Origin of the sequence: Neptuniibacter sp. 2_MG-2023 (assembly GCF_030547495.1) — a bacterium.
Classification (GTDB): domain Bacteria; phylum Pseudomonadota; class Gammaproteobacteria; order Pseudomonadales; family Balneatricaceae; genus Neptuniibacter.
This window is the reverse complement of record NZ_JAUOQC010000004.1, coordinates 188,282-208,553: the sequence shown is the minus strand read 5'-3', so window position 1 is coordinate 208,553 and position 20,272 is coordinate 188,282. Positions and strand designations below refer to the sequence as shown.

At 40.7% G+C, this 20,272-nt stretch carries 18 protein-coding genes; 15 read left to right on the top strand and 3 right to left on the bottom strand.

Features of this window, described 5'->3' with window-relative positions; genetic code table 11:
• Positions 1–228 precede the first annotated feature (228 nt).
• The 6 genes from Q4486_RS06040 (at position 229) to Q4486_RS06015 (ending at position 6,455) form a co-directional block, all read left to right on the top strand.
• Complete coding sequence (locus tag Q4486_RS06040) at positions 229–1,017, top strand: TIGR00266 family protein (protein WP_303518754.1); 789 nt, start codon at positions 229–231, stop codon at positions 1,015–1,017.
• A gap of 168 nt (positions 1,018–1,185) precedes the next feature.
• The gene (locus Q4486_RS06035) at positions 1,186–2,139 is read left to right on the top strand and encodes a M23 family metallopeptidase (protein WP_303518752.1); all 954 of its coding nucleotides are present in this window, start codon (positions 1,186–1,188) and stop codon (positions 2,137–2,139) included.
• A complete protein-coding gene (locus Q4486_RS06030) occupies positions 2,082–2,534 on the top strand; it encodes a polymer-forming cytoskeletal protein (protein ID WP_303416839.1) in 453 nt (150 codons plus the stop codon). The genes Q4486_RS06035 and Q4486_RS06030 overlap by 58 nt, the downstream gene beginning before the upstream one ends.
• Before the next feature lie 38 nt (positions 2,535–2,572).
• The gene (locus Q4486_RS06025) at positions 2,573–3,340 is read left to right on the top strand and encodes a class II glutamine amidotransferase (RefSeq protein WP_303518750.1); all 768 of its coding nucleotides are present in this window, start codon (positions 2,573–2,575) and stop codon (positions 3,338–3,340) included.
• A 30-nt stretch (positions 3,341–3,370) separates the two neighbouring features.
• Positions 3,371–5,053 (top strand): AMP-binding protein, encoded by a 1,683-nt coding sequence (locus tag Q4486_RS06020; protein WP_303518748.1) that lies wholly within the window; start codon positions 3,371–3,373, stop codon positions 5,051–5,053.
• 193 nt (positions 5,054–5,246) lie between these two features.
• Positions 5,247–6,455 carry a multidrug effflux MFS transporter gene (locus Q4486_RS06015; RefSeq protein ID WP_303416834.1) on the top strand — a complete coding sequence of 403 codons (1,209 nt, stop codon included), beginning with the start codon at positions 5,247–5,249 and terminating at the stop codon, positions 6,453–6,455.
• A 24-nt stretch (positions 6,456–6,479) separates the two neighbouring features.
• Here Q4486_RS06015 and Q4486_RS06010 read toward each other — a convergent pair whose 3' ends face one another.
• Together Q4486_RS06010 and hpaR are read right to left on the bottom strand one after the other, a co-directional pair.
• Positions 6,480–7,187, bottom strand: coding sequence for a pseudouridine synthase (locus Q4486_RS06010; RefSeq protein WP_303518747.1), 708 nt, complete (start codon positions 7,185–7,187; stop codon positions 6,480–6,482).
• Between the two features lie 86 nt (positions 7,188–7,273).
• Complete coding sequence (hpaR, locus tag Q4486_RS06005) at positions 7,274–7,696, bottom strand: homoprotocatechuate degradation operon regulator HpaR (RefSeq protein WP_303416831.1); 423 nt, start codon at positions 7,694–7,696, stop codon at positions 7,274–7,276.
• A gap of 273 nt (positions 7,697–7,969) precedes the next feature.
• Here hpaR and hrpA point away from each other — a divergent pair, with 273 nt between their 5' ends.
• The 9 genes from hrpA (at position 7,970) to Q4486_RS05960 (ending at position 18,981) form a co-directional block, all read left to right on the top strand.
• Positions 7,970–11,914: an ATP-dependent RNA helicase HrpA gene (hrpA, locus tag Q4486_RS06000; protein ID WP_303518746.1), complete on the top strand. Its 3,945-nt coding sequence runs from the start codon at positions 7,970–7,972 to the stop codon at positions 11,912–11,914.
• Between the two features lie 371 nt (positions 11,915–12,285).
• Complete coding sequence (locus tag Q4486_RS05995) at positions 12,286–13,260, top strand: porin (RefSeq protein WP_303416828.1); 975 nt, start codon at positions 12,286–12,288, stop codon at positions 13,258–13,260.
• A gap of 176 nt (positions 13,261–13,436) precedes the next feature.
• The gene (locus Q4486_RS05990) at positions 13,437–14,138 is read left to right on the top strand and encodes a VacJ family lipoprotein (protein WP_303416826.1); all 702 of its coding nucleotides are present in this window, start codon (positions 13,437–13,439) and stop codon (positions 14,136–14,138) included.
• A gap of 145 nt (positions 14,139–14,283) precedes the next feature.
• Complete coding sequence (locus Q4486_RS05985; RefSeq protein ID WP_303416824.1) at positions 14,284–15,453, top strand: PP2C family protein-serine/threonine phosphatase; 1,170 nt, start codon at positions 14,284–14,286, stop codon at positions 15,451–15,453.
• Between the two features lie 3 nt (positions 15,454–15,456).
• Positions 15,457–15,951 (top strand): STAS domain-containing protein, encoded by a 495-nt coding sequence (locus Q4486_RS05980; protein ID WP_303416823.1) that lies wholly within the window; start codon positions 15,457–15,459, stop codon positions 15,949–15,951.
• Positions 15,952–16,448: 497 nt separating this feature from the next.
• Positions 16,449–17,174 (top strand): MotA/TolQ/ExbB proton channel family protein, encoded by a 726-nt coding sequence (locus Q4486_RS05975; RefSeq protein WP_303518745.1) that lies wholly within the window; start codon positions 16,449–16,451, stop codon positions 17,172–17,174.
• Positions 17,149–17,757 carry a hypothetical protein gene (locus tag Q4486_RS05970; protein WP_303518743.1) on the top strand — a complete coding sequence of 203 codons (609 nt, stop codon included), beginning with the start codon at positions 17,149–17,151 and terminating at the stop codon, positions 17,755–17,757. The genes Q4486_RS05975 and Q4486_RS05970 overlap by 26 nt, the downstream gene beginning before the upstream one ends.
• Positions 17,754–18,269 (top strand): hypothetical protein, encoded by a 516-nt coding sequence (locus tag Q4486_RS05965; protein WP_303518741.1) that lies wholly within the window; start codon positions 17,754–17,756, stop codon positions 18,267–18,269. Before Q4486_RS05970 ends, Q4486_RS05965 begins: the two co-directional genes overlap by 4 nt.
• A gap of 1 nt (position 18,270) precedes the next feature.
• Complete coding sequence (locus Q4486_RS05960) at positions 18,271–18,981, top strand: hypothetical protein (RefSeq protein WP_303518739.1); 711 nt, start codon at positions 18,271–18,273, stop codon at positions 18,979–18,981.
• Here the strand turns inward: Q4486_RS05960 and Q4486_RS05955 are convergent.
• Positions 18,978–19,967 carry an EAL and HDOD domain-containing protein gene (locus Q4486_RS05955; protein WP_303518793.1) on the bottom strand — a complete coding sequence of 330 codons (990 nt, stop codon included), beginning with the start codon at positions 19,965–19,967 and terminating at the stop codon, positions 18,978–18,980. The two genes, Q4486_RS05960 and Q4486_RS05955, sit on opposite strands and share 4 nt — an antisense overlap.
• Positions 19,968–20,272: the final 305 nt, after the last annotated feature.

The window sequence follows — 20,272 nt, the reverse complement described above, 5'->3', positions numbered from 1 at the left end:
TTGTTGTTATGGTTCCGCTAGGGGATAGGTGTAGAAAAAAGAGTAACAACTCTTTTGGTTTTTAGCCTATGGATAAATAGTGAAGAGGCACGAAAGTTAAATGGGTCTTGCCCTTTAAGTGGGAATATTGGTTTACTGTCCATCGATTTTAACGGCGTTGTTTTTTATTTAGATCAAATCTACAACGCCCCACTATTTTACAAAAGAGTACCTGGAAAGGAGCGAGAAATGCGTTGTCATGAAGTTGATTATGAAATTATAGGTGAAGCGCTTCAGGTTGTTGAAGTGGAGCTAGATCCCGGTGAAAAGGTGATTGCCGAGGCGGGTATGATGAATTATATGGAGGAGGACATCACGTTCGAAACGAAGATGGGTGATGGCTCTGAACCGGATCAAGGGTTGATGGGGAAATTATTCTCTGCGGGTAAACGTATGGTTATGGGTGAGTCTGTATTTATGACCCATTTCGGTAATGAAGGCTCGGGTAAACGTCGAGTGGCTTTTGCAGCACCTTATCCAGGTAGTATTGTTGCGCTTAATTTAGCGGATTACGGTGATCAAATCACCTGCCAGAAAGATGCATTTCTCTGTGCGGCCTTAGGAACTAAGGTTGAAATTGCTTTCTCGAAAAAAATTGGTGCGGGCTTTTTTGGTGGTGAAGGATTTGTTTTACAAAAGCTCGAAGGGGATGGCATGGCGTTTGTCCAAGCGGGGGGCACTGTTGTTAGAAAAGAACTGAATAACGGGGTGTTGCGTGTTGATACGGGTTGTTTAGTTGGTTTTACCGATGGAATTGAATATGACATCGAGATGGTGAAAGGGCTTAAATCTATGATCTTTGGTGGTGAGGGTCTGTGGTTGGCTACACTCAGAGGTACGGGGTCTGTTTGGGTGCAAAGTTTACCCTTTTCGCGGTTGGCTGATCGCTTGATTGCATCTGCACCATCGTCGGGGGGGGCTGATAAAGGAGAGGGGTCCGTTTTAGGTGGTTTAGGTCGAATGCTGGACGGTAAATAAGCGTTTTTCATTTCTTGGAACTTGGCTTGCTTAGCGATTATCGAAATGGGGGAGGTGGATTAATCCCCTATAATACTATGACAATAGTATGAAAATCGGTATATTTGTTTGCTTTGATTTTTGTCGATTAGTTCTTTGTAAAAAAGACGCATAGTTACAGGTATTAACTTGAGAAATAAACTGGTTATAACGCTGACAACCGTTTATGGGTCACGCCAATATACGATTAGCCAAGTGGCCAAGTACCTATTGTTCATTTTTATTATATTGTCTGCGGCCAGCTTTTTTGTTTCTAATGCTTTGCTTGTTGTTAAAACTGATAACTTAGCCGACCTTGAAGAGGATCATCAAGAGCTAAGTGAAAGTTACGAAATGATGGTGGGCTCCCAACAGTTATATATTGATGAACTAAAGAATTTAAGTTTATCGCTAAGCTCTCTTAAGCATGAGAGAGATAAGCTAGAAGAAGAAAACATTCGTATGGGTGAATTAAACTCTACTTTAGATAGTTCGCTTTATGGGCTAGAGGATCTATTGGGGGTGGAACATCAAACGAATATTGACCCGTTGAGAGCTGAGCAATTAACTATAGAGGCTAATAAACGGTTATTCTTTTTGCATAGTATCCCTAACGGTGTGCCTATACAGGCCATTCGTATATCGGATAAGTTTGGGCCGCGTATGCATCCGGTTAGAAAGAAACGGGTAGTGCATCAAGGAATTGATTTTAAAGCGAATAGGGGCACGCCAATTTATGCAACCGCTGACGGAGTTGTAGAATATGCTGGTTATAATGAACGTAGCGGTTTTGGCAAACTAATAATATTGCAACACAATTTTGGTTTTAAAACGTACTTTGCGCATCTGGATGCAATTAAAGTAAAAAGTGGAGAGTTTGTCAGTAAGGGACAACTGATAGGGAATAGTGGGAATACAGGTATGACAACTGGGCCTCATCTACATTATGAGATAAGGCACTTGTTTACAGCTATAGACCCTGAACCCTTTCTCTCTTGGAATATAACAAATTTTGACTCTTTGTTTACAAAGGTTAAGGGCGTTAAATGGGCATCCTTAAAAGAAATGTATCCACTAAATCAACACAGTCAGCTATTACAATAATTGCTGAAGGAAATAAGTTTTGCGGCGATATGAGCATTATTGGAAAAATGCATATTGATGGCATTTTTGAAGGTAATGTTAGCTCGTTAGATAATATTTCAATTGGTAAAACAGGTCATGTGCGCGGTTTAATTAAGGCACGTGCCGTTGATGTTTGTGGATTACTTGAAGGTGAAGTCATCTGTGATGACCTTCATATAGATTCAGGTGGTCAGGTGCGTGCGACGGTTGAAAGTAAGCAGATGTCGATTCATCCGCAGGGATGTTTTTTAGGAGAACGCCGTCTTAAAGAGGTATCTGCGTTAACTGATGACAGTAAAAAAATAGAAACGGGTATGGATGCGATTGATTCCTTGCCTGATAAAGTGGTTTTAGATAGTAAATCGGATTCCTGAGTTGTTCTTTAATATAGGTTTGCTGGGAATGGCTTTGTATGTGTGAATTATTAGGCATGAGTGCCAATGTTCCTACAGATATCTGCTTTTCGTTTGCTGGATTGATGCAGCGGGGCGGAGGTACTGGACCACATAAAGATGGGTGGGGTATCGCTTTTTATGAAGGTAAGGGCGTACGTTGCTTTCATGACCCTAATCCTAGTGTGAATTCAAAAATTGCTAGTTTAGTTAAAGAGCATCCTATAAAAAGCCATGTGGTGATTAGTCATATTCGTCAAGCGAATGTGGGGGATATTTGTTTAGAGAATACTCACCCGTTTCAACGCGAACTTTGGGGATTTACTTGGACGTTTGCTCATAATGGTCAGCTTGATAAATCGCTCTTTTCACTTCCTTTATCTTACTATCACCCTGTAGGGACTACGGACAGCGAATATGCTTTTTGTTGGCTGCTTGGTGAACTAAGAACGCGTTTTCCTAAAAAGCCTGATGATTTTAGTGAGGTTTCCGCGTTTATTCATACTTGTTGTGAGAGATTGCGTGAGTTGGGGGTTTTTAATATGTTATTAACCGAGTCAACACACCTGTTTGCATTTTGTGGCAGCAAACTGTCTTGGATTACGCGTAAGGCGCCTTTTGGTGAGGCTAGCTTAACTGATTGTGATGTGACAGTAGATTTTGTTCAAGAAACAAAACCTGGTGATATTGTTACTGTGATCGCAACGGTTCCATTAACGGCGAATGAAGAGTGGGTCGCTCTGGAACCTGGTGAATTGGTGACTTTTGTTAAGGGATTAGTACAGTAGTAATCACTTCACTTTTCGAGGAGGTTTTAGGTGGTCGAAAAGCAAGATTCTCTGCTGAGTATTGAGCAAGAAATTGAGCAGGAGATTAAGAGCTATCCTAATCTGACAGTGCTTTGGGATCGAGCTTGTAAAGACTTTGCCTATAAATCTGCTTTTTCAAATATGGGGTCAACGCTGACCTATGCCGAGCTTGATGAGGCCGCACAACATCTAGCCTCCTACTTACAAAATCACACTGAGCTAAAACCAGGCGATCGTATCGCGATCCAACTACCCAATATTTTACAATATCCAGTCTGTATTTTAGCGGCTTTACGCGCCGGCTTGGTGATTGTTAATACGAACCCCCTATACACTGCGTCAGAAACCATTAAGCAATTTAACCATGCAGGTGTTAAGGCGGTTGTTATTCTCGCCAATAACGCCCATATGATTGAAAAGGTTGTCCCAAATACATTAGTTAAAACGGTGCTAGTCACTGAACTAGCAGATCTGCATCCATTTAGTCGACGAGTACTGCTTAACTTTATTGCAAAATATATTCGTAAAATCGTTCCTAAATATAAAGTGCCTAAAGCTATATCGTTTAGGGATGCTTTGGCTAAAGGGGCGCGGAGTGCTTTGGAAGCTGTTGACCAAAAGCCAGATGATCTGGCTGTTATACAATATACAGTGGGAACAACGGGAGAGCCTAAAGGTGTCGCCTTAAGTCATCGTAACTTGATTGCGAATGTACTTCAGCTTAAAAGCCGCCTTCCGGAAAGTTTAAGGATAGGCGAAGAGGTAGCCATTGCACCGTTGCCGGTGTATCACATCTATGGTTTTACGTTGAACTGTCTTGTTATGCCTTTGATGGGTGCTCAAGTCGTTCTAATTACGAACCCTAGAGATACCAGTGGTTTTGTGAATGAGCTTGGGCGCTGGGATTTCACCATTTTTTCTGGCCTTAATACCTTATTTATATCTCTGTGCAGACACCCTATGTTTGGACAGTTAGATATGACTCGGTTGAAGTTGACCTTATCTGGAGGTATGGCACTTACTCGTTCTGTGAGCGATGAGTGGGAATCCTTAACGGGCTGTCCAATCTATCAAGGTTATGGCTTAACTGAAGCCTCTCCCGTAATCGCCGTTAGTTATGTACAAGGTGCTCAGTTTGGTTCTGTTGGTCAACCTCTACCGCTGACTGAGGTGAGAATTGTTGGTGAGCAGGGGGAGGAGTTGTGTGCAGGAGAGATCGGTGAACTTTATGTTCGAGGCCCTCAGGTTATGTCAGGTTATTGGCGAGATGGTTCGAATATCCCTGATGAGGCTGGCTGGTTAGCTACGGGGGATATGGCGCGTATTATGGAAGATGAGTCGCTCCAGATAGTCGATCGTAAAAAAGATATTATCAATATATCCGGTTTTCCTGTTTATCCAAATGAGCTCGAGAATGTTATATCGAGTCATGTTGATGTTGTCGAGTGTGCGGTTATAGGGCTTCCTGATGAGCAATCAGGAGAGGTGATAAAGTTATTCATCGTGACACAAAATAGGCGTCTTACTGTTAAACAAATACGGGATTATTGTCGAGAGAGGCTAACCTCTTATAAAGTTCCACGTTTGGTTGAGTTTAGAACCCACCTGCCTAAGTCAAATGTTGGTAAAGTTTTGCGACGTGCATTGTTAGATGAGGAGTTGGCGGGGAAAAAGCTCCGCAAACATTTGTAATTACACTGTGGCAGTACAGCTTTCATCGTCTTTTTCTGTATAAAAAATCACATTGTAGCGAACACGTAAATCTCAAGTGTTGTGAGTAAATTGAATTTAATCAGCTTGGGTTATGCTAAAATCGCTATCAATAAATTGTTTACATGTTAATTATTTTCTTATGTTTAAGCATGAGCTTGAGAGTATTGGTTGAATGAAAATATTGCAGACCAGAGCAGAGATCGGTTTTACTGAGTTTGTTGCATTAATGGCGTTTGTAACCTGCTTTGTAGCTATGTCCATTGATTTGATGTTGCCTGCTTTATTTCAAATAGGTCAGGATCTAGGTGTTCAGAGAGATAATGATACACAATTGATAGTCAGCACGATTTTTATTGGGGTGGCGATAGGGCACCTTATCTACGGCCCGTTAGCTGATGTGATTGGACGAAAACCATCAATTTATCTGGGTTTTGCAATTTTTATTTTAGGCACGCTTATCTCTCTTTTTGCTGTCAATATGAGCATGATGTTGGTGGGCAGGTTACTACAAGGCTTAGGCGCTGCGGGTCCTCGCATAGTAACTATTGCTATTGTTCGAGATAAAAGTCATGGCTCTGAGATGGCCCGTGTGATGTCATTGATTATGACTGTTTTTATTCTTGTACCGGTCATCGCTCCGATTATAGGGCAAGGCATATTATTGGTATCTAATTGGCGAATGATGTTTGCTTTTCTTTTTTTTGCAGCTGTTTTTATTTTAATTTGGTTTGCGCTCCGTTTACCTGAAAGCTTGCCTTTAGATCAACGAAGTCAATTTTCGGTTAAAAGTATAGTGAGTGGTTGTTGTGAAGTAGTCACTAATCGGGTGGCGATGGCGTATGTTATAGCTTCTGGACTTGGTTTTGGTGCGTTCCTTGGCTTTTTAAGTTCTATTCAGCAGGTTTTGCAGGATTTATATCATTTAGGGGCTAAATTCCCTCTTTATTTTGCTGTTTTGGCCACAGGAATTGGTGTGGCTAGTTTTATTAATTCTAAATTAGTTATGCGCTTTGGATTGAGGCAGCTAGTTATGGGAACTCAAGTTGCCACATTGATTATTTCAATTGCTGTGCTTATAAGTACATATTGGTTAAGCCCTGTACCACCCTTATGGTTCGTAATGGGGTATTTTCTGGTGGTCTTAATGGGAATCGGTTTGTTGTTTGGTAATCTTAATGCTTTATCTATGGAGCCTTTTGGGCATATTGCGGGTTTAGCTTCGGGCGTGATTGGCGGGGTTTCTACATTAATAGCCGTTGTTGCTGGTGTGGTCGTTGGTCAAGCTTTTAACGAAACATTGGTGCCGATTATTGTTGGTTTTATCTTACTGCCTGGATTGTCGTTGTTATTTACTTATTGGGCCAGTAGGCGAGCCATTTAAGAGTAGTGAAGAGATGTGCTGGGGCTAATGATTTAAGGATTGTACTTCTTGTGCTGTTAGCTCTCGACTCTCTCCAGGTTTTAAACTCTCGTCGAGTGCTAGTGCACCTATTGATACTCTATGTAATTTCAATACAGGATTTCTAAATCGCCCAAACATCCGCTTGATTTGATGATAGCGGCCTTCCTTTAAAGTGACTTCAGCGACATGCTCAGAGATGATTTCAAGCTGGGCAGGTAAGGTAGTTATATTCTCGTAAGGAAAAAATATACCTTTAGCAAAAATCTCTGCGTACTCTTTAGTTAGTGGTTTTTCTAACGTCACTTTATAGACTTTGTTAACTTTTTTATTAGGTGATGTTAGGTTGCGTGACCATTCGCCATGGTTGGTTAGTAGTAGTAAACCCGACGAATTTAGGTCTAGTCTGCCTGCAATATGGAGATCGGCGTACTGGGGTTGCAATAGGTCTATAACTGTTTTGTGTTGATCATCTTTGGTGGCGCTGATAACCCCTACAGGCTTGTTCATCATTATGTAGATTGGTTTGTTGTTCTGAAGGCACTTTCCATCACACTCTATTTGCGTGAATTGATCGATAACTTGATTGGTTGTTGTTGCTGGTTGGCCATTTATAAATACTCTCTTTTGCGCAAGCAGCTGCCTGACATCACGGCGGTTAATACCTGTTTTGATTGAGATAAATCGATCTAATCGCGCCTTTTTGGATTCCATTTATAAGTTCTTTGGTCAACAGTTAATAGGAAGGCGTGCATTTTCAAAAGAGATGCATCAGTGTTTTTATGGCTAGAAGCTAAGCGCTATGGCTCGATTTTAGAAAGTTCTTTGATGATATCCATTAATTGTTCAAGCTTCTTTTCACCTAGACGGTTAGTAAAAGCTTTATATCTAGCTTCAATCTCAGGGCTTAAATGTTGAATTAATTTATTGGCTTTACTTGTTAAACTAATAAGCGTTATACGCTGGTCTTCGGTTGATTTTCTCCGGGTTATATAACCTTGTTGCTGGAGGCGTGTGAGAATACCTGTAAGGCTGGGACTTAAAAGGCAGCAGCTTGTTGCTAATTCTTTTGATTCCATCTCTTTGTATTCATGAAGTGCGCGCAATACGCGCCATTGCTGTTCTGTCAAAGAGTACTCATTTAGCAATGGGCGGAAAAAAAGCATACTGGCTTCACGCGCTTTAAGGAGTTGAAGTGGTAATGAGTCTTCAAATTTACGCATGAATTATTCTCTTTAATCATAATTGGATTGTATTTTTGCGGCTTAATAGAAAATGTTCAAGAAAATTAGCCATAATACTTAGTATATGGGGGGATTTTTCTTTGGCGTTTAATTAGCACTTTTGGGTATTTAAATATAAAAACAGGCCGTAAACCAAGATGTGACTGCTCATATTAGGTGATTATAGCGGTTATGCCGTGCTGTATCAGTTGGTGCTGTTACCCTCATAAGGTAGAATGCTTTACTTTAAATTATGTTTTGGATGTACGTGTTTTGACCCTCTCTATTGAGCTGTTATCTGCTCGCTTACCTGATTGCCGTATTGCTGATCGCTACCGTTTAAAGCGTCGATTAGATCGAGCTCGACGTGAGGGGGCTAATCAGGAAGCCTTACTTGTTTTGTCTGATGCAATAGATGCGTCTTGTCGACAGGTTGAATTGAAAAAAGGCTTAAGCCAAGATATTCAATACTCTGATCTGCCTATTAGTGCCCGTAGAGAAGAGATTGCTGCAGCGATTTTAAATAATCAAGTGGTTGTTCTCGCTGGTGAAACTGGTTCAGGTAAAACCACTCAGCTTCCTAAAATATGTCTTGAATTAGGTTTAGGTTGTAAAGGGCTGATTGGTCATACGCAGCCGCGTCGGCTTGCTGCTAGAACGGTTGCGACTCGAATAGCCGAAGAGCTGAATACGACGCTGGGTGAGAGAGTTGGCTATCAGGTTCGTTTTCATGAGCAGGTTAACGACTCGACTCAAGTGAAGCTGATGACGGACGGTATATTGCTTGCGGAAACTAAGCATGACCGTTTTCTTGAGAAATATGAAGTATTGATAATTGATGAAGCTCATGAGCGAAGTCTAAATATTGATTTCCTTTTAGGGTATATCAAACGGATATTGCCTAAACGTCCTGATCTTAAGTTGATCATTACCTCTGCAACAATTGACCTTGAACGGTTCTCAAAACACTTTAATAATGCACCTATTATTGAAGTTTCAGGTCGAACTTATCCTGTTGAGATGCTCTATCGTCCTTTGCATGATTATTCTGCCGATGATGAAAAGACAGTGGATATGCAGCAGGGGATTTTGGCAGCTGTTGAAGAACTCTTACATATGGAGAGAAAACAGGGAAAGGGGCCGCAAGGCGATATTTTGATCTTCCTGCCTGGCGAAAGAGATATAAGAGAAACCGCTGACCTTTTGCGTAAGGCTGAGCTTAAACATGTGGATATATTGCCGCTCTACGCTCGTCTGTCACTTGCGGAACAAAATAGGGTGTTCCAGCAAGGAAAAGGGGCGAGGGGGACCCGTTTGGTTTTATCAACTAACGTAGCAGAAACATCCCTAACAGTTCCCGGTATAAAATATGTTATTGATACTGGGCTGGCTCGTATTAGTCGTTATAGCTATCGCTCAAAAGTGCAACGCCTCCCTATTGAAACCGTTTCTCAAGCCAGTGCAAACCAAAGAGCGGGTCGTTGTGGTCGAGTATCTGATGGTATCTGTATTCGTCTTTATTCGGAAGAAGACTTTGTTAGCCGCCCTGAATTTACCGATGCAGAGATTCGACGCACAAACTTAGCGGCCGTGATTCTACAAATGTTGTCGCTTAAGTTAGGTGATATTGCAGAGTTCCCATTTGTTGATCCGCCAGATAATCGTTTTATTAATGATGGTTTTAAGTTGCTGCAGGAACTGGGAGCAGTGAACTCAAAACGTCAGATAACAACCATTGGTTGGCAGTTGGCTAAACTCCCTATTGATCCGCGTTTGGGGCGGATGGTGATCGAATCGGCGCGTAATAACTGTCTCCGTGAGATGTTAGTGATAGTAAGTGCATTGGGGATACAGGACCCAAGGGAAAGGCCGCAAGATAAACGTCAAGCTAGCGATGAAAAGCACAAGCTTTATGCCCATGAAGAATCTGACTTTATGACGTTTGTTAATCTTTGGGAATTATATGAGACGCAACGGCAAGAGTTAACCCAAAATCAGTTACGAAAATACTGTAACAAGAACTTTCTTTCCTACATGCGTATGCGCGAGTGGCGTGATACTCACCGTCAGTTACATATTATTTGTAAAGAATTACAGGCAAAAGAACACAGCTTTGTTGAGCGTGAGGAAGCCGCATCTTACGAATCTATACACCGCTCGTTATTGGCGGGCCTATTAAGTCATATGGGCTTTAAACAAGAAAATAAAGAATATTTAGGTGCGCGCAATCGACGATTTTTTCTTTTTCCTGGTTCTGTTGTTTATAAAAAAGCCCCTAAATGGGTTATGGCTGCAGAGATGGTTGAAACTAGCCAGCTTTATGCCCGCTGTATCGCTAAAGTCGATCCTGTGTGGGCCGAGAAATTAGCCCCCAGTCTGATTAAGAAAAATTACAGTGAGCCTCATTGGGAGAAAAAAAGAGCTGAGGTGGTCGCTACGGAGCAGGTGACGCTTTATGGCATGATCATTGTGCCTAAAAGAAAAGTGAGCTACGGGAAAATTGATGTTGAAATTTCTCATGAGATCTTTATCCGTCAAGCGTTGGTTGAAGGTGAGTTAAATAGTTCAGCTCGGTTTGTGCAAAAGAATCGAGCCTTACTTAAGGGGATTGAGAAATTAGAAGCTAAGTCTCGTAGGAAGGATCTGCTCGTCGATGAGGAACAGCTTTACGAATTCTATCGTTTGCGGCTTAAAAGCTTATCAGGTGAACATATAGTTAATGGCGCGGGTTTCGAAAAGTGGCGTAAGCGTGTTGAACAAGATAATCCTGAGTGTTTAGTCATGCAGGAGGAGGATATCCTCCAGCGTTCTGCTGATCATGTTTCTGAAAGTATTTATCCCGATCATTTAAATCTAGAGGGTGCGCGGCTGAAACTCTTTTATCATTTTGCACCGGGAGCTAATGATGATGGTGTGACTTTGCAAGTCCCTCTGCCTTTATTAACGTCTCTCCCTTTGAAAACAATTGAATGGCTGGTTCCAGGGATGCTGGTGGAAAAATGTACCGCAATTCTTAGAGGATTGCCTAAGCAGCAGCGAAAGCATTTTGTTCCGGTTCCAAACTATGTTGATGCTTTTATGCAAGCAGTGGAGTTTGGTGTAGGGGATCTTTATGAGATTTTTGCGCATCATCTACTTAGGATGACGGGTGTTCGAATACAGCCGCGAGAGCTACGTGAGACTGTATTAGAAAATCACCTGCATATGAATTTGCGTTTAGTTGACGAAAACGGGCATCTGCTAGATGAGTCCAGAGACTGGGAGCAATTAAATAGTAAGTATGCCTCTCAAATCAGTCAGCGATTAACTGAACGTTCAGATAGAAGTGAGGAGAGCAGCTGGGGACGAGAGGGATTAACAGATTGGGACTTTGGAGTACTTGAACCTAGTTGTAAAGTGAATAAGTATGCGGGCGTCGAAATTGAAGCTTATCCAGCGCTTGTTGATAGGGGAGAGAGTGTTACGTTATGTTTAAAACCTCACCAAGCTGAAGCGAATAATCTAAGTGTTGATGGCATAGTAAGGCTGGCTGTGCTCAATATGCGAGAGCAAGTTCGTTTTGCTCGGAAAGCGTTAAGTAATGAAAAACTCACTAAAGTTATCCTACGCAGTTCAGGGCTTTTAAATAAGCAAACGTTTATGGAAGAGGTTATCTGGCACTCAGTTAGACAGTTGCTTAAATTGGATGATGATTTAATTCGCAATTCGGAACAATTTGAGGAGCGGCTAAGTAGATGTAAAGCTGAGCTTGTGCCAGCTTGCGAGAGTTTACTAATAGTTATTAGCCAATTATTTGATAGTTACCACCAAATCCAAAAGCAGTTGAAAGGTAAAGTACAATTAAATGAAGTGCCTGTGCTGAATGATATTAAAAAACAACTGGCTGAACTGTTAGGGACTCAGTTTATAAAAACGCAGCCCCATGAAGTCTTGATGCATTATCCCAGATATTTGAAAGCAATAGAGATACGTCTAGAGAAATTTAGACGTAATTTAAGGCAAGAGAGTTTACTAAGTGATCAGCTAGAAAAGTTTTATGGCCAATATAAGACACGCTTTCAGCGAAATGTAGAACAAGGCATCTATGATCCTAATTTAGAAGAGTATCGTTGGTTGATTGAAGAGTACCGAGTTTCACTCTTTGCTCAGCAGTTGGGTACACAAAAGACTGTTTCTGAAAAACGTCTAAAACAGCAGTGGGGTAAAGTAATACCTTGATATAGGTCAAGGGATAAAGGAAGTACTACTTTTGTCGGGCCTGTATTTAGATGTATTATGTAGTCAAAGGTTGCACATGCTCGAGGGGTATGATGTAATGCGCGAAATTTATTTATAATCACCTGCTTAACGTGTTGTTATAAGAGAGTTTATTAACTCTATTGCCACAGGCTGAAGCGGTGAATAAAGCGAGAATTAAAGTTATTAGTAGTCTCGCCGACTAAAAAATTATAAGAAAAACTTATTCATTAGTTTGAAAAGTTTTTCTTTTGTAGTATTTTCATATAGTAAGTGCGCCTAGAGCGCGCTGCGATAAGAAAAAATTAAAAGTTCACTACTAGTATGTTGAATATATTGAAGGGGAAATGTTGATGAAAAAGTCACTGATTGCACTAGCTGTAGCTGGCGCTATGACTGCACCAATGATCGCACAGGCTGATGCTACGCTATACGGATCTTTCCGTATTGGTTTGGAGCAGGCAGAAGATTCTGATCTAGATCTTGTTGACCAGTCTTCTCGCATTGGTATTAAAGGCGATGTTGATCTAGGCTTAGAAAATACTACGGGTCTTTTCCATTGGGAAGCAAACGTTTCTACAGCGGATTCTGGGGCATATAGCTCTGGTATCTTTGGTAAACGTTTGGCTTACATCGGTGCTAAAGGCGATTGGGGTAAAGTGCTAGCAGGTCGTCAGTACCACCCTCACTACCTATTGATCAATGCGCCAGTAGGCGTATTTAATCCGGGTGCTAACGGTTATGGTGAACGTTTCTACGTTGCAGCTAGAACCCTTAACGGTGCAGTAGACTTCAAACGTGTTGATAACTCGATTGCTTACTACTCACCAAACATCTCTGGTCTAACAATTATTGCTGGTGGTGTATTCGCATCTAGTGGTTCAGATTCAGATGGTACGCTTGATGATACTGTTGATGGTTACAACGTTGCTGCAACCTATACAGTTAACGGTTTAACAATCTCTGGTTCTGTTGCAAGTGTTGAGAGCGGTGTTGAAGATACTGATGTTTGGGGTCTTGCTGTTTCTTACAAATCTGGTCCATTTGCAGTAGCGCTAACTCACGAAGATGGTGAGAAAGACACTGGTACATCACTAGAGCAAGATGCGACTCACTTGATGGGTAAATACACTGTAGGTACTACATCTGTATACGCTCGTTACGCTACTTTTGATGACAACAGCCTAACTACTGATCTTGATCAGTGGGGTCTAGGTGTTACTCGCGTTATGGGTAACGGCCGTGTATTTGCTGAATACATCGATAACGATAGCGATGATGCATCTTTCGGTGATAAAGCGCAGATCGGTTACCGTCTAGACTTCTAAGTCGACATTTCCTTACGGAAATTTAGAAAAGGCTTCCTTCGGGAAGCCTTTTTTCGTTATAAATAATCACTACTTTTGTGCTGTTTTTGAAAATAAGCGCGTTTCCTGTTTTTCATATCTACTTAACTCAGCTAAAATAGAGCTTCAATATTGTGAGCAAATTTAAGGGAAACTGGATGAAAGCCAAATTACGTAGTTTGTTGGTTGCTGGTGCAGTATCAATCATGTTAAGTCAGCCTTCTGTTGCTGCTGACGTTGAAGTTGATCCATGGGAAGGTTTCAACCGAGCGATGTTTAGCTTTAATGACGGTTTAGATACTTATGCACTAAAGCCAGTTTCTCAAGGTTACAAAGCAATTATGCCTGATATTGCTGAAACGGGTGTTAGTAACTTTTTCGGAAACTTATCTGATGTCGGAACTTTGTTGAATAACTTGCTGCAAGGTAAGTTCAGCAATGCGACACAAGATTTTGCTCGTATCGCATTTAATTCTACTTTTGGTTTGGCCGGTCTAATTGATGTTGCTACACCAATGGGTATTGAAAAGCACGATGAAGACTTTGGGCAGACCTTTGGGTACTGGGGAGTAGAAAGCGGTCCTTATTTGGTCTTGCCTTTCTTTGGCCCAACAACTGTGCGTGATGGTATTGGCAGGGTGCCTGATTATCTTGTTGATCCTGTACGCCAGTTAGATGATAACGGTGCTCGTAATGCGATGTATGCGACGCGGATTATTAATGATCGCGCCGAATTACTTGAAGCCGAAAAACTGATCTCTGGTGATAAATATACCTTTGTTCGTGATGCCTATCTTCAGAAACGAGCCTTTTCCATCGTAGATGGCGATGGCGAAAATTATGATGAAAGTAATTTCTAGTGTTAATCATAACCCCAGCTTTACATTTTAGGCTGGGGTTTTTGAATTTTTACGCAATGTTACTTATAAATTTTCATTGTATGTTAAGGCAGCAGCATCTACTCTGTTGTCTCATAGATCTTCGCCTATTTAATAGGGCTAGGTTATGAGAGACACTTACCAAACTATTTTATTAGTTGATCATGTTGCGGAAGCCATTGATTCGATTGTTGATGCCTGTAGTCATATAGAACTTCGTCCGGTAAAAGTTTCAACTGCTTATAATTGTGATTATGCTAAAGAGTTGCTCAATGAGCATGACTTTTCACTAATAATCGCGGGTTTAAGTGAAACCTTCACTGTTGACGATATTGCCTCCCTAGCTGAACTCCATTCCCCTAAGCCTATACTTGTATTGATGCCGGAAGCTAAGTGTGACCAGGTTTTATTGGCACTACGAAAAGGGGCTAATGATGTTTTTATTCAAAGCGAGATAGCTGAAAAGAGTGCGGATTTTTCTGATTCTATTTCTAAGCTTTTACTTCTTGCTGACTTAATTGAGAAGAAGCTTCATTATCGAAACGAGTTAGAAAAGAGCCTCAGTGAGCTTCAAATTGATCAGCAAGCAGCGTTGCAAATACAACAGAATATGCTGCCTGATAAGGAGCTGAATGTTGGAGGGTTGTTGGCTCGTTACTTATTAATTCCTTCATTGTATTTAAGTGGCGATTTTGTTGATGTGGTCCCCATTGACGCTGATAAAACGATGTTTTATCTAGCTGATGTATCAGGGCATGGTGCTTCATCTGCCTTAGTTACAGTGCTGTTAAAAAACATGACTAACCGATTGGTCAGGAATTATAACCGCTCTTCAAGTTTCGATATTTTATCGCCGGTGAATACGCTTTACCGTATCAATTCGGAGTTGTTGGACACTGGATTAGGAAAACATTTAAGTATTTTTATCGGTCTTTTTGATAGCAAAGAGGCCAGTTTGACCTATGCTGTAGGTGGGCATCATCCTATGCCTATTTTGACTGATGCAGTTGGTACACGCTTTCTAGAAGGGCGGGGAATGCCGGTAGGGCTTTTTCCTGAACCTTTATTTGATGAGCGAAAGTTACAGTTGTTAGATGAGTTTGAAATTACATTGTTCTCGGATGGCATTTTAGAGATGTTACCTGAAGGGAATATGAGTGCTAAAGAGCAGAGACTTATTGATGTTGTAATTGCGGCGAATGGTGCTGGCCCAGATGTAATTAAGGAAGCATTGCTTCCTAATATTATAAATGATGCACCTGATGATATTGCAATAATGACAGTTTGCAGGCAGTAAATAATGCAAGAAGGTTCAATTTATTCGGCGTTGGTTGATGGCAGCTTTGTTTTAAAGTTTGTAGGTGATGTACGCTTAACGCTCTGTACTTCGTTGGATTGTCATATAAATGACGCTCTAGCTAAAGCATCTGTGTCTAATATTTTAATCGATCTGACTCAGGCTGAGGGTATTGATAGCACCTCATTAGGCCTTATTGCAAAGTTATCTATTAAAGCGAGTGATGCTAATCTTGGTAAGCCTACACTAGTCTCTACAAACCCTGATATTACTAGTATTTTGTATACAATGGGCTTTGATCATATTTTTATATTACTTGAAGAACTTCCCACCAGTATTAAGGACTTGAAAGAGCTTCCTTTTGTGCAAGAGTCTGTGGATGAGATGAAAGAGCGAATAATCTCAGCGCATCAAATTCTGATGGGGTTAAATGATTCTAACCGTGAAGCCTTTAAAGACTTAGTTTCTACGCTTGAATCGGTTAACGAGAATAAATAGTGTTTGGCGAGTGTGGAATTTAGGGTATTTTGTAGTGCTCTTTTCCTTGCTGCTGATTTACCTAGCTATATTCACTGCCTGAATTATCAGTGATAGATAGCTAGTCTTCTGTGCAGTGATAACAAAATTATTGAGTCAATTTTGTTATCAACAAACTCTGTGGATAAACTTGTTAGTAATAATTGGTTAACATGCTGAGCACCCACAAATAGCGCTATTTCAACCTATTGCTTGAAAAAGGAACAGCTTTTAAAAACCTTATTTTTCAGTAGGTTGATTACTGTAATTTAGATTTAATAAATCTTGTGTTTCATTATAGTCAATAGCTCCCGTCTTATTATTTATAATAAAAGTGCCTGAATTACCTTGTAGGAGTCTTGCTACTTTGTGCTTGCCTTAATCTATTCTTTGGTCTCTTTTTCTTGTGCTTCTAGTTGTTTCTCTATCAGGCTCCTTTATAGTCTGAAGTTGTAATGCAAGATAAGCATAGGAAAGTGATGTCTACTCAATATACCTATACAACGTTTTTATATTGGCTCTTGTTAGCGGGCCTGATTGTATTCTTTCTTTTCCTAAGTTGGGATCTGCATCTGTTCCACACTATTTTTGCGCAAGATATTACAAGAATTAGTTCACTAATTTTTATCCTGTTCATCGCCGTTTCTGTTCATTGTGGTTACCGTAGCTGGTTTATTGCTTCACAGTCTTTAATGCTATTTAAGATTAAAAAATTGAGTCTAGATGATCTAAGGCTCTTATCGGAAGATTCACTCGAGGGACGGTCAGTCATTAAAGGCTTTTTGGGCAAAGTGCTAAATAGTCATTCAGAACCTGATAAAACATTAGCAACGGAAGTATTAGCTGAATCCTTGCGGGGAACCCATCAAGTTGGCTGGTTTATGGCTGGGGTTGTTATTAAATTGGGGTTATTGGGCACCGTTGTTGGTTTTGTTTTGATGCTTAGCTCAATCTCTGCGTTCGAACAATTGGATATCTCTGATATAAAAGAGTTAATGCAGCAGATGACCCAAGGGATGGGGGTCGCAATGAACACAACGATGGTTGGATTAATTGCGAGTATGTCTTTAGGTATTCAGTTGTTATTGGTTGACCGTTGTGCTGATAGGCTTTTGTTAGAGGCGATTGATTTTAGTTTATCCACTGCCGACTTGCTTGTAGATGATAGAGGTGAAGGCGGTGTCCCTCTTTCAGCGCAAAAGTAATTTTGATATAGATCCCTTTACGGATCTTCTTTTTAACGTTTTATTAACGTTTACTTTTCTTTTTCTGATCGCTTTATTGCTTTTAAACCCTCCGGCTAAATCGGGCATTATTGATCCAAAAGCCGAATTTATTATTACAGTGAGTTGGCCTGATGGAGATCCAAATGACATTGATGTATGGGCAACAGGGCCTGAAGGAACGAAAGTTTGGTACAAAAAAGCTCAGGATGGGTTAATGCACCTTGATCGTGATGATCGGGGGTTGGCGAATGATACACAAGTTGTGAATGGTAAAGAGATTATTAATCCGCTTAATCAAGAGGTGTTAACGATTAGAGGACGTCCTTCGGGAGAGTTTGTTATTAATGTCCATTATTTCAAGAGTGAAACAAAGAAAAAGGTTCCAGTGACTGTGTATTTAGCTGAAGTGAATCCGGTGATGAAAGTCCTTTATTATCAGACAACAGTGTTAGCAGAGGAAGGCGATGAGAAGACGGTCGTGCGATTTTCACTTACTTCTGCAGGGCAAGTTACTAATATAAATCAGTTACAGAAAAGTTTAGTAAAGGCGATTGATAAATGAATGAAGTGCTATTTGGTTTAACCTTAGCTTATGTCTTTTTTACTGCATTAGTGCTGCTTTCGCTGATCTGTAGCAGGATTTTTTGGGGTGTAAAAGCATTATTAATCATTTTAGCTATAGGCTTCTATAGCTTAAGTTATCAGGGCTGGAAAGAGACACAGGGCTGGCCAAGCAAGACCGCTTTACCTGAAAGGTTTCTATTACATTATGCCGTGGTTGAAGAGCCAGACAAAGAAATGGGTAGTGAAGGTCGTATTTATATGTGGTTAACATCCACGGTTGATCATCAGTTAGCAGAGGAGCCAAGAGCTTTTCAGCTGGATTATGATTTAGGTTTGCATGGTAAATTAGAAACAGCAATTCGAGAAATAAATAATGGGAATCTACAATTAGGTGAACTGAACCCTAATCAAGCCATTGAAAAAGGCGCTAAACAAAAAAATAGAGCAGGGCAGAAATATCTAGGTTTACAGTTTGTTAAGCTTCCAGACCCCGCGTTACCGGAGAAGTAATATGCGCTTTATTTGTATTCTCTTAATGTCAGTCATTATAGTGGGGTGTCAGGGGGATATTTCTGAAAATGATTATTTCCCCGTCAATAAAGGTGTCGAGTGGCATTACAGCGTTTTTGAAGATTTAACTGACACAACACAGAAGCGACAATTTAGTATCACGAATTTAGGGCCTATCGACCTGAAGGGGGATTACAGTGGTATGCCTGTTTTCGCTCGTAGGACTAGCGATGGGACCGTTTATTATATATTGCAAGATGATACGGGTAGCTATCGAATTGCAAAACGTACAGTAGTGGAGCTAACCCCTAGGTTTGATGACAAAGAGATAAAAATTCTCCCTAATAAGGAGGATCTAGAAGTGGGACGTAGTTGGGTGGCAGAAACTCGTTCTTATGCTTTACATGGCCTGCGCTCAGCGCTACCTGACCCAAGTAAAAAAGCATTTAGCCTCACTTATGAAATTGTCGCGTTAAATAGCAGTGTGGTTGTGCCTGCAGGTAGATTTGAGAATTGCGTTAAGGTAGAAGCTTCAGGTGTTATTAGTCTTTACGCTGATCCACGCTTAGGTTATCAAGATATTACCGTTACGCAGACCGAGTGGTATGCACCTGGAGTTGGATTGGTTAAGTTAGTGAGAAGTGAACCAATGGATTTAGAAATTTACAAAGGTGGCAGTATTACTTTTGAGCTTAATCGATTTGAGTCTTAGCGATAGTTAATTTCTTGTAGGGTATCTTGTACCCAGCGTAAACTCTCTTCCTGTGCATGGCCAAGTGAATCGGTAATATGTGAATCGTTAAGCACAGCCCATTCGCCAGCCATATAGTTTTTTACATCACTGAGTAACTGCCCTAGAGTCCCCGATCCTTTAAGCAGTGCATTTGAGACCTCTTTGGAAACGGGCAATTGCTCCATAATATCGTTGAGCTCTAGATTTAACATAGCATCCATACCTGAAAGCATGCCTATTAAAAATGCAGTACTAGAATTTACGGCATCATAATTTGCCGCAGCGAGTTCACACATGCGTGCACGAGTCAGTATCTCTTGGGTTAATGCATTGGAGACATGAGGATGCTGGGTAGTATTAATAAGCAGAGCCCATTTTTTTAGTTCATCTATGCCTAATGCAATTATCGCTTCGGAGATATTATTGATCTTTCTCGATAGAGAAAAACGGGCTGAGTTAACGATTTTTAATAACTTTAAAACAAATTCTGGATCTTTGCATATGATCGCTTCAATTGATTTAGGTGTCGCCTTAGCGTTTTCTAACTCTGCAATTAGTTGAAGGGTTATTAGGTCATCACAGGATAATTTACGTCCCTCGATGAGCTGTGGGCGACAGAAAAAATAGCCTTGGAAAAGTTTAAAACCAAGTTCCTTACAGTATTGAAACTCTTCATAGGTTTCTACTTTTTCGGCCAGTAAAGTCACCTTCTTTTTTTTCAGCGCAGTGACATGCTGAATGAGTTGAGTAGGTGAAAGAAGCTGAATATCAATCTTGACTATCTTCGCTAGTTTTAAGGCAGGTTCCCAGCTTTCATCATAGATAAAATCATCGAGAGCAATGCGGTAGCCGTTATCGGAAAGAGTATGCAGTCTGTGGATAATTTCATCAGTGATTGCTACGTCTTCCAGTACTTCTAGTACTAAGGCTTCGGGCCTAAGGGCCGGTAGGTTTCCATTATAAATCCATTCTGCATTGAAATTAATAAACGCAGGAATAGCTTGAACACGGTTATTTTGGAATATGCTGCTATAGGCGTTTAACAGGACTTCTGCCGTTGCTTGAGTTCCATCAAAGGGTTATACCTTTTGCGTCTCTATATAACAGCTCGTACGCAATCGTATTGAGCTCCTTATCAAGAATTGGTTGTCTTGCAAGTAAAACAGAGAAAGCCAAGGTGTTAATCTCTTTTAGTTGATCTTTTAGTTGATCTTTTATTGTAGCTAGCCATAAAAATAATAACGCTTGTATGATACTAAAACGATCATTA